The sequence below is a fragment of the Streptomyces kryoterrae genome (genome assembly GCF_054072135.1).
The window spans coordinates 2,698,627-2,709,194 of the sequence record NZ_CM133358.1 but is presented as its reverse complement, the minus strand read 5'-3'; the positions used below and the strand labels follow the sequence as shown (position 1 = coordinate 2,709,194).

The 10,568-nt window shown below is 70.3% G+C and carries 6 protein-coding genes and 1 pseudogene; 4 read left to right on the top strand and 3 right to left on the bottom strand.

The genetic code is table 11. The features are described 5' to 3' along the window. The first annotated feature begins 121 nt into the window (after positions 1-121). Positions 122-1,078 (top strand): bifunctional riboflavin kinase/FAD synthetase, encoded by a 957-nt coding sequence (locus ACW4TU_RS11315; protein ID WP_457427164.1) that lies wholly within the window; start codon positions 122-124, stop codon positions 1,076-1,078. Positions 1,079-1,158: 80 nt separating this feature from the next. On the opposite strand, the gene ACW4TU_RS11310 is transcribed toward ACW4TU_RS11315, so the two are convergent. From ACW4TU_RS11310 to ACW4TU_RS11300, 3 genes and pseudogenes are all read right to left on the bottom strand, one after another. Next, on the bottom strand, positions 1,159-4,737 hold the full coding sequence (locus tag ACW4TU_RS11310; RefSeq protein WP_457430034.1) for a nucleotide-binding protein: 3,579 nt from the start codon (positions 4,735-4,737) through the stop codon (positions 1,159-1,161). Positions 4,738-5,076: 339 nt separating this feature from the next. Beyond that, positions 5,077-5,241: pseudogene (locus ACW4TU_RS11305) on the bottom strand (hypothetical protein); the annotation flags it as partial. A gap of 407 nt (positions 5,242-5,648) precedes the next feature. After that, entirely contained in the window at positions 5,649-6,032 is a 384-nt protein-coding gene (locus ACW4TU_RS11300) for a DUF397 domain-containing protein (RefSeq protein ID WP_457427162.1), read from the bottom strand. A gap of 308 nt (positions 6,033-6,340) precedes the next feature. Between ACW4TU_RS11300 and rpsO the strand changes: the two genes are divergently transcribed. The 3 genes from rpsO to ACW4TU_RS11285 all read left to right on the top strand — a co-directional run bounded on the left by rpsO (position 6,341) and on the right by ACW4TU_RS11285 (position 10,528). Further along, complete coding sequence (gene rpsO / locus ACW4TU_RS11295) at positions 6,341-6,628, top strand: 30S ribosomal protein S15 (protein ID WP_006381404.1); 288 nt, start codon at positions 6,341-6,343, stop codon at positions 6,626-6,628. A 301-nt stretch (positions 6,629-6,929) separates the two neighbouring features. Further along, positions 6,930-9,152 (top strand): polyribonucleotide nucleotidyltransferase, encoded by a 2,223-nt coding sequence (locus ACW4TU_RS11290; protein ID WP_457427160.1) that lies wholly within the window; start codon positions 6,930-6,932, stop codon positions 9,150-9,152. Next, a complete protein-coding gene (locus tag ACW4TU_RS11285) occupies positions 9,149-10,528 on the top strand; it encodes a M16 family metallopeptidase (protein ID WP_457427158.1) in 1,380 nt (459 codons plus the stop codon). Before ACW4TU_RS11290 ends, ACW4TU_RS11285 begins: the two co-directional genes overlap by 4 nt. Positions 10,529-10,568: the final 40 nt, after the last annotated feature.

Below are 10,568 nucleotides of genomic sequence, written 5' to 3'. Positions count from 1 at the left end.
CCCCGTCACAGCCTCCATGCCGATGCGAGCGGTGCGCGTTCGGCATGGCACCCTTAGACCTGCGTATGAAGGCCTGCGTAAGAGGCAGACACGGACACGGGTTCGACGAGGAGCGGTCACAGTGCAGCGCTGGCGTGGCTTGGAGGACATCCCCGAGGACTGGGGACGCAGCGTGGTCACCATCGGCTCCTACGACGGAGTCCACCGTGGACACCAGCTGATCGTCCGGCACGCCGTGGAGCGCGCCCGCGAGCTGGGCGTTCCCTCGGTCGTGGTCACGTTCGACCCGCACCCCAGCGAGGTCCTGCGCCCCGGCAGCCACCCGCCGCTGCTCGCCCCGCACCACCGTCGCGCCGAACTGATGGCCGAGCTGGGTGTCGACGCCGTTCTCATCCTTCCGTTCACCAAGGAGTTCTCGAAGCTCTCCCCGGCCGACTTCGTGGTCAAGGTCCTGGTCGACAAGCTGCACGCCCGGGCGGCCGTCGAAGGACCGAACTTCCGTTTCGGCCACAAGGCGGCAGGCAACGTGGGGTTCCTGACCGAACTCGGCCGCACCTACGACTTCGACGTCGAGGTCGTCGACCTGTATGTGTCGGGCGAGGCGGGCGGTGGCGAGCCGTTCTCGTCCACGCTGACGCGCCGCCTGGTCGGCGAGGGTGACGTCGGGGGCGCCGGTGAGATCCTCGGCCGTCCGCACCGTGTGGAGGGCGTTGTGGTCCGAGGCGCCCAGCGCGGCCGTGAAATGGGCTTCCCCACCGCCAACGTCGAGACGCTGCCCCACACCGCGATCCCGGCCGACGGTGTCTACGCCGGCTGGCTGCACGCGGACGGCGAGGTGATGCCGGCCGCGATCTCCGTCGGCACGAACCCGCAGTTCGACGGCACGGAACGAACGGTGGAGGCGTACGCCATCGACCGCGTGGGCCTCGATCTGTACGGCCTGCACGTCGCCGTCGACTTCCTGGCGTTCGTGCGCGGCCAGGCCAAGTTCGACTCGCTGGACGCGCTGCTCGTACAGATCGCCGAGGACGTGAAGAAGTGCCGCGAGCTGATCGCGGCGGCGGAAAGCGCCGAGTAGGTAGTCGGTAGTAGTTAGCAGGTACAAGAGGAGGCGGCCGGTGCCCGAGGGCACCGGCCGCCTCCTCTGCTCACTCCCGCTTACTGCTGCTGCGGGTAACCCGGCTGCGGGGGCTGCTGCTGAGGCGGCTGATAGGGCTGCCCCGGCTGCGGCGGATAGCCGTACGGCTGCTGCGGCGGGTACGGCTGGCCGGGCTGGGGCGGCGGCGGGTACTGCCCCGGCTGACCGGGCGGCGGCGGAACCTGCCGGCCCGGCCCCGGAACGGGCGGGTACGGCTGGCCCTGCGCCGGCTGCCCGGGAATCTGCTGCTGGCGTCCCGGCATCGGCGGGGCCGCGACCGGGGGCGGGTTGCCGTCCGAGGTCCACAGCCCGTGCATCTGCTGGTGGCGCACGAAGTCCTCGGCGATCATGGCGGCGAGGTTGAAGTAGGCCTCGCGCACCTTGGGCCGCATCATGTCGAGGTCGACCTCGGCACCGGCGGCGAGGTGCTCGTCGAAGGGCACGGTGATGACACCCCGGCAGCGCGTCTCGAAGTGGGAGACGATGTCCTCCACCTTGATCATCTTGCCGGTCTCGCGTACACCCGAGATGACGGTGAGGGACCGCGAGACCAGATCCGCGTACCCGTGCGCGGACAGCCAGTCCAGCGTCGTACTGGCGCTGCTGGCACCGTCCACGGACGGCGTCGAGATGATGATCAGCTGATCGGCGAGGTCGAGTACGCCACGCATGGCGCTGTACAGCAGACCGGTACCGGAGTCGGTCAGGATGATCGGGTACTGCCTGCCCAGTACGTCGATCGCGCGCCGGTAGTCCTCGTCGTTGAAGGCCGTGGAGACGGCCGGGTCGACGTCGTTGGCGATGATCTCCAGTCCGGAGGACGCCTGGGACGTGAACCGCCGGATGTCCATGTACGAGTTGAGGTACGGGATCGCCTGGACGAGGTCACGGATGGTGGCCCCGGTCTCGCGCCGCACGCGGCGGCCGAGCGTGCCGGCGTCCGGGTTGGCGTCGATGGCGAGGATCTTGTCCTGCCGCTCGGTGGCGAGGGTCGAGCCGAGCGCGGTGGTCGTGGTCGTCTTGCCGACACCGCCCTTGAGGCTGATGACGGCGATGCGATAGCAGGACAGCACCGGCGTACGGATCAGTTCGAGCTTGCGCTGCCGCTCGGCCTCCTCCTTCTTCCCGCCGATCTTGAACCGGGAGGACCCGGCCGCGGGCCGGCCGCTCTTCGCCTTCTGCTTCTTGTTGAGCAGCCGGTCGGAGGACAGCTCGACGGCCGCGGTGTAACCGAGCGGCGCGGCGCCGGGGTTGGTCATCTGCCGCTGGTCGTGCTGTATCGGCTGCGGCCAGGCGGCACCGGTACGCGGATCCACGGGCGGCTGCGGCTGCGGCTCGGCGGGATGCGCGGACTGCGGCTGGGGCTCGACGGGATGCCCGGGCTGCGGGTGGGGCTGGCCGTACACCGGTTGCGGAGGCGACGGGGGAACGGCACCCGGTACCGGCTGCCCCGGAATGTGCGGGGGTGACTGAGGTCCGGCCTGCGGGTGGGGCGTTTCGAACTGCTGCGGCACCTGAGGCTGCGGCGGCACCTCGTGCGCGGGCCCCTGCGGGAAGGGGAACCCATACCCACCGGGCGCCCCGGGCACGACAGGCTGCCCGGGATGCGGGAATCCGTACCCGGGCTGCGGGGGAGCGGGAGGGCCGGCGGGGGGCGGGAAGCCGCCGTACCCGTCCTGGGGGTTGGTCGCAGGGGGCCCACCGGGCACGGGTGCGGCATTGGCGACGGGGCCTGGGGGAGTGGGGTCACCCGGGGTGGCGGGAGCCGGGGGCCGACCGACGGGTTGGGGGGAGTCGGGGGTGACCGGGGCAGGGCTGCCGGGGGGCGGGAAGCCGTACCCGGCTGGGGCGTTGGGGCCTGCCGGGTTCGGTGTGGGTGCGCCTGGCTGGGGGAGGCTGTAGCCGTCCTGGGGGTGGTGAGCCGTGGGTGCCGGGTCCGCACCGTCGGCCGGTGCAGCCGGGGGCGGGAAGCCGTACCCGGCGGGGGAGGCGTCCGGCGCGGGGTACGGGGTGCCGGGGGTCGGGAATCCTTGCCCGCTTTGGGGGTTGGGGCCAGGCGGGGTCGGAAGTGGCGCGCCTGGCGGAGGGAAGCCGTAGCCGCCGGGAGTGTTGGGGACCGGAGCGCCCGGGGTCGGGAACCCCTGCCCGCTTTGGGGGTTGGGGCCCGGCGGGGTCGGAAGTGGCGCGCCCGGCGGAGGGAAGCCGTAGCCGCCAGGAGCGTTCGGGGCCGGGAATCCCGGCCTGCCTTGGGCGTTGGAGTCCGCAGGGGTGGGTGCAGGCACGCCCGGTTGGGGGAAGCCGTACCCGTCGGGAGCGTCGGGGGCCGGAGCGCCCGGGGTCGGGAACCCCTGCCCGCCCCGGGCGTTGGGACCCGGCGGGGTCGGTGCGGGCACGCCCGCCTCAGGGAAGCCGTGGCCACCCTGAACGTTCGGGACCGGAGGCCGGGTGTTCGGGGGCGGGAATCCGTAGCCGGCCTGGGCGTTGGGGTCCGTGGGGGCGGCCGGAGTTGTCTGCGGCGGGAGTCCGTAGCCAGTGGGCGGCGCACTCGGTGCCGGTACCGGGGTCGGGTGGGGAGGCGGGAAGCCGTACCCCGCCTGCGGGGCCGCCGGAGCCCGTGTCTGCTGGGGAGGGGTCCAGGCGGCGGGCGAGGGCTGCGGGGCCTGCGGCTGGAACGGGGGCTGCACAGGCGGCTGCTGGCCCGGCACGGCGGGAGGCCGGCCCGGTGCAGGCGCGGCCGACGCGGCCTGTGGCTGAACAGGCTCGGCTTCCGTGCCCGTCGGCGGCTGAGATTGCGGCTGCGCGGGCCACTGTCCCGCCGAGGCGGAAGCGTCGGCCGGCTGGAACGACGGAGGCAGCGGCGGCAGCCCGCCCTGAGACGTCGACGAGGGAGCCCACGAGGGCGGCACGGTCCCCGGCGCGCCCTCCGGCAGCGGGGGCAGGTTGAGCGGTGCCCTGGGCACCGAGTTCTGCGGGGGTGCGACCGGTGCGGAGCCCTGTATGTCGTCGACCGCGTCCGGCACCGGCTCCGCGGCCTCGGCGGCAGTCCGGGGCTCCGCCCGCTCGGTCTCGGCGACCTCGCCAGCTACGGGCTCGACGGCCACCGGCTTCGTGGCTACAGCCCCTTCGGGCTCCCCGTCGACCGGCGTCGCTTCGACGAGCCCGGCGTCCTGGGCGTCGGTCTGCGCATCGGCGTCCGAGTCCGTGGGCCCGGCGCCCTGCGGCGGTACGGCGTCGTCGGCGGCGTCCTGATCCTGGGGGCCGTCCTCCCGGACTGGGGGCACGGCGCTGCTCACCTCTTCGGCGACCTCGCTGACGTCCGTACCTTCGTCGCCCTCGGCCGTGGATCCCGCCAGGTCCGCGGCGGGCTCAGCCACGTCGTCCACGGACTCCGGGACGCTCACCGCGGGGGCAACAGCCTCGCCCTCGACAACCGCACCGACGGAGTCGTCACCGGACTCACCGCCGGGGTCAGCCACGACCACCGGCTCCTGCCGCACAGCGGCAGGCGAGATCCGCATCGTCGAGCCACTCTCCAGCTCGTCGTCCCCGGCCACATCGGTCTGAGGAGTCCACTGGCTCTGGAATCCGCCCACGGGCAAGCTGGGGACAACCGTAGGGCTCGCGGGACCGCCAATCGGCGGCGCCGCCGGCTGAAACCCGCGGCCCACCGGCAGCTGGGGTGCGACCACAGGACTCGCGGAAGCAGCGGGAGCAGGTGCGGCAACAGGCGCGGGCGCAGAACCGGGGACGGATCCCTGTGGGTCGGCGGCACCCGCACGAGCGTCCGTATTTCCCTCCCTATCCCCCTCCGAGTCCGCATCCGTGTCATCGGCCGACTCGGCGTCCGCTTCGGCACTGGTCTCGTCCCCCGACGCCCCCGACGCGTTCTGCGTGTACCAGGCAGGCGTCGCGTAATCGATGGTGAACTCGCCCGTCATCTCGCTGGCGGACTCCGCGTCGGACTGGTCATCGCCGGGTGTGGCCCAGCCCCCGCGGTTCCCGTCCCGATCGCCGTTCACAATTCCTCCTGGTGTGGTCGAGCACCCTCTTGCCGTGCTGAACGACCATTTCTCGTCTGTATTCGTCTCGTCCGAGGCCGGCATTCCCGTGGGTGTACCCACGTCGTCCGGCGTCGGGCGGTGGAGGTCGTCCGATCTGCCCGGCTTTCCCCCCGGTACGCCGGCGCCCGGTCCACGGGTTCCGGCGTCGCGCCCGTCCCAGCCTAATCACCACGACCCCTGCCCCGGCAGGCCCGTCCACCCCCCAGTGACCGTCCATTACGTCACAGCCTGACCGGAACCGATCCCATCCGGGCTTGAACCGCCCTCTCTGGCAAGAGAGTTGACAGGACCGCTACGACATCTGTCCCACCGGCGCCATAACCTCACATGCATAGTAGGCGGCCCCTCTGACAACCCACTTCGCGGAAAAGCGCAAGAAAAAGAGGGGCGGGGCCGGCGCACTGCACCGGCCCCGCCCCTCGATCCATCACTCAGGACGGCTGAGTGAACTACTCCACGTCCCCGCCCGAATCCGTACCCGTACCCGATGTCGAGTCCGAAGGGCCGGCCTCGGCCGCCGCGAGCCCGCCATTGAGCTCCGTCGGCTCCAGATCGAACTCCCCGTCGCGCGCCCCGAGCACGAACGCCGTCCACTCCGCCTCCGTGTAACGGAGGACGGTGTCATGGTCCAGGGACGACCGCATGGCCACCGCCCCGTCGGGAAGGTAGGCGATCTCGACCCGCTCCTCGTGCTCCTCCGTACCGGGGGCGCCGTGCCACTCGACGCCCGAGATGTCGAGGGAGTACAGCTCGTCCCGCTCCCGCTCCTTGCGCGCCTTGACGTCCTCGTCCTGTGCGGCCGTGGTGTCCTGAGCGCCCTGTGCCTCCGCCATGGCGAAGCGACCCCTTCCCGACGTACGTCATACGACTTCTGCGAGTGTTGCAGTACGTAACCAAGATCTACGATCTACGTTCTCACCCTAGTGGCCGAGTCCCCGCCGTCCGGACTGTTTGCACACCACGGTGAAGACGGCCGCTGCCTGCTGCTATCCTGGGCGACGGCCGTTTGTGTACGCACCCTTGGAGTCAGCGACTCCGGAGGCAGCGCCCAGCGGATTCCCGCCTCCCGAGTTACAGAAGCTCCCCTGAGAAGTGGACCAGGGGCACTCGGTGGCTACTACAAAGACTACGAGGAGCACGCGTGTCGCTCGACGCCGCAGTGAAGAAGCAGCTCATCACCGAGTTCGGTACCAAGGAGGGCGACACCGGCTCCCCCGAGGTCCAGGTCGCGATGCTCTCGCGCCGTATCTCGGACCTGACCGAGCACCTCAAGACGCACAAGCACGACCACCACTCCCGTCGTGGTCTGCTGATCCTCGTCGGTCAGCGTCGCCGCCTTCTCCAGTACCTGGCGAAGAAGGACATCCAGCGCTTCCGTGCGCTGGTCGACCGCCTCGGCATCCGTCGCGGTGCGGCGGGCGCCAAGTAAGACGCCGTGGAGGGAGCGGTTCCCACTTCTAGGGGGCCGCTCCCTTTGCTGTACGTGCGGATTGTCACCACCTCTTTGTAGTGTGGTAGCACAACGCCATACGCAGGACACAACAGGACACGAACGAGGAGAAGCGCACCTCGCCGCCGCCGGTCCTCGGTAGTGGCCCCCGGGAACCGACTCCCGGGTGCTTCGATCGAAGACCGGCCCGCAATCAGAAGGCGCGCTTCTCCGAACCCACGTCCCTCTGCCACACGGGCAGGACGGGACAAAAGACGAAAAAGTATCGGAGAAAACGCTAGTGGAGAACGAGACCCACTACGCCGAGGCCGTCATTGACAACGGTTCCTTCGGCACCCGCACCATCCGCTTCGAGACGGGCCGCCTGGCCAAGCAGGCCGCCGGCTCCGCCGTGGCGTACCTGGACGACGACACCATGGTGCTGTCGGCCACCACCGCCTCCAAGAACCCCAAGGACCAGCTCGACTTCTTCCCCCTCACGGTGGACGTCGAGGAGCGCCAGTACGCGGCCGGGAAGATCCCCGGTTCCTTCTTCCGTCGTGAGGGCCGGCCCTCCGAGGACGCGATCCTCACCTGCCGCCTGATCGACCGCCCGCTGCGCCCGTCCTTCAAGAAGGGCCTGCGCAACGAGATCCAGGTCGTCGCCACGATCATGGCGCTCAACCCCGACCACCTGTACGACGTCGTGGCGATCAACGCCGCCTCCGCGTCCACGCAGCTGGCCGGTCTGCCGTTCTCCGGCCCGATCGGCGGCGTCCGCGTCGCGCTGATCAGCGGCCAGTGGGTCGCGTTCCCGACGCACACCGAGCTCGAGGACGCCGTCTTCGACATGGTCGTCGCCGGTCGCGTCCTGGACGACGGTGACGTCGCGATCATGATGGTCGAGGCCGAGGCCACCGAGAAGACCATCGCGCTGGTCGCGGGCGGCGCCGAGGCGCCGACCGAGGAGGTCGTCGCCGCCGGTCTGGACGCCGCGAAGCCCTTCATCAAGGTCCTCGTCAAGGCCCAGGCCGACCTCGCCGCCAAGGCCGCCAAGCCCACCGGTGAGTTCCCGGTCTTCCTCGACTACCAGGACGATGTCCTGGAGGCGCTCACCGCCGCCGTCAAGGACGAGCTCTCCCAGGCGCTCACCATCGCGGGCAAGCAGGACCGCGAGGCCGAGCTGGACCGCGTCAAGGGTCTCGCCGCCGAGAAGCTGCTCCCGCAGTTCGAGGGCCGCGAGAGGGAGATCAGCGCGGCCTACCGCTCGCTGACCAAGTCCCTGGTCCGTGAGCGCGTCATCAAGGACAAGGTCCGCATCGACGGCCGCGGCGTCACGGACATCCGTACGCTCGCCGCCGAGGTCGAGGCCATCCCGCGCGTGCACGGCTCGGCGCTGTTCGAGCGTGGCGAGACCCAGATCCTGGGCGTCACCACCCTCAACATGCTCCGTATGGAGCAGCAGCTGGACACCCTCTCCCCGGTGACCCGCAAGCGCTACATGCACAACTACAACTTCCCGCCGTACTCCGTCGGCGAGACCGGCCGCGTCGGCTCCCCGAAGCGCCGCGAGATCGGCCACGGCGCGCTAGCCGAGCGCGCGATCGTGCCGGTCCTGCCGTCGCGCGAGGACTTCCCGTACGCGATCCGTCAGGTGTCCGAGGCCCTCGGCTCCAACGGCTCGACGTCCATGGGCTCGGTCTGCGCGTCCACCATGTCGCTGCTGAACGCCGGTGTGCCGCTCAAGGCCCCCGTCGCCGGTATCGCCATGGGCCTGATCTCCCAGGAGATCAAGGGCGAGACGCACTACGTCGCCCTCACCGACATCCTCGGTGCGGAGGACGCCTTCGGCGACATGGACTTCAAGGTCGCCGGCACCAAGGAGTTCGTCACCGCCCTCCAGCTCGACACCAAGCTGGACGGCATTCCGGCCTCCGTCCTGGCCGCCGCTCTCAAGCAGGCCCGTGACGCCCGCCTCCACATCCTCGACGTGATGATGGAAGCGATCGACACGCCCGACGAGATGTCCCCGAACGCCCCGCGGATCATCACCGTCAAGATCCCCGTGGACAAGATCGGTGAGGTCATCGGCCCCAAGGGCAAGATGATCAACCAGATCCAGGAGGACACCGGCGCCGAGATCACGATCGAGGACGACGGCACCATCTACATCGGTGCCCAGGTCGGTTCGCAGGCCGAGGCGGCCCGCGCGACGATCAACTCGATCGCCAACCCGACCATGCCGGAGGTCGGCGAGCGCTACCTGGGTACGGTCGTGAAGACGACCACCTTCGGCGCGTTCGTGTCGCTGCTGCCGGGCAAGGACGGTCTGCTGCACATCTCGCAGATCCGCAAGCTCGCCGGTGGCAAGCGCGTGGAGAACGTCGAGGACGTGGTGGCCGTCGGCTCCAAGGTCCAGGTCGAGATCGCCGAGATCGACTCCCGCGGCAAGCTGTCGCTCATCCCGGTCATCGAGGGTGAAGAGAACGCCGAGGACGACAAGAAGGACGACGGCGACAAGTGACGTCGACCAACTCCACGACGACGGCCCGCACCTCTTCGGAGGCGCGGGCCGTCGCCCGTACGCAAACCCTGATCAAGGGCACCAACGGCATCGGCACGGTCCGGAAGACCACCCTCCCGGGCGGCCTGCGCATCGTCACCGAGACACTGCCGTCGGTTCGCTCCGCGACGTTCGGCATCTGGGCCCACGTGGGCTCCCGTGACGAGACGCCGGCCCTGAACGGCGCCACGCACTACCTGGAGCACCTGCTCTTCAAGGGCACCACGCGCAGGTCGGCGCTGGACATCTCCTCCGCGATCGACGCGGTCGGCGGCGAGATGAACGCGTTCACGGCGAAGGAGTACACGTGCTACTACGCGCGCGTGCTCGACACCGACCTGCCGCTCGCCATCGACGTCGTCTGCGACATGCTCACGGGTTCCCTGATCCTCGAAGAGGACGTCAACGTCGAGCGCGGCGCCATCCTCGAAGAGATCGCGATGACGGAGGACGACCCGGGCGACTGTGTGCACGACCTGTTCGCGCACACCATGCTCGGCGACACCCCCCTCGGCCGCCCGGTCCTCGGCACGGTCGACACGGTCAACGCCCTCACCGCGGACCGCATCCGCCGCTTCTACAAGAAGCACTACGACCCGACCCACCTCGTCGTCGCGGCGGCCGGCAACGTCGACCACGACAAGGTCGTACGCCAGGTCCGCGCGGCCTTCGAGAAGGCGGGCGCCCTCAAGCGGGCCGACGCCACGCCCATCGCCCCGCGCGACGGCAGTCGCAGCATCAAGATGGCCGGCCGCGTCGAACTGCTCGGGCGCAAGACCGAGCAGGCCCATGTCGTGCTCGGCATGCCGGGCCTGGCCCGCACGGACGAGCGCCGCTGGGCACTGGGCGTGCTCAACACGGCCCTGGGCGGCGGTATGTCGTCCCGCCTCTTCCAGGAGGTCCGGGAGAAGCGCGGACTGGCGTACAGCGTGTACTCGTACACGTCCGGCTTCGCCGACTGCGGCCTCTTCGGCGTGTACGCGGGCTGCCGGCCCTCGCAGGTCCACGACGTGCTGAAGATCTGCCGCGACGAACTCGACCAGGTCGCCGAGCACGGTCTCTCCGACGAGGAGATCGGCCGCGCCATCGGCCAGTTGCGCGGTTCGACGGTCCTCGGCCTGGAGGACACGGGCGCGCTGATGAACCGTATCGGCAAGAGCGAACTGTGCTGGGGCGACCAGATGTCCGTCGACGACATGCTGGCCCGGATCGCCGAGGTCACCCCGGACGCGGTCCGCGAGGTCGCCCGCGAGATCCTGGGACAGCGCCCGTCGCTGGCGGTCATCGGCCCGCTCAAGGACAAGCAGGCGGCGCGTCTGCACGAGGCCGTCGCCTGACAGCCGTATCCACTCCACACCCGCTAACCGTCCGGTAAGG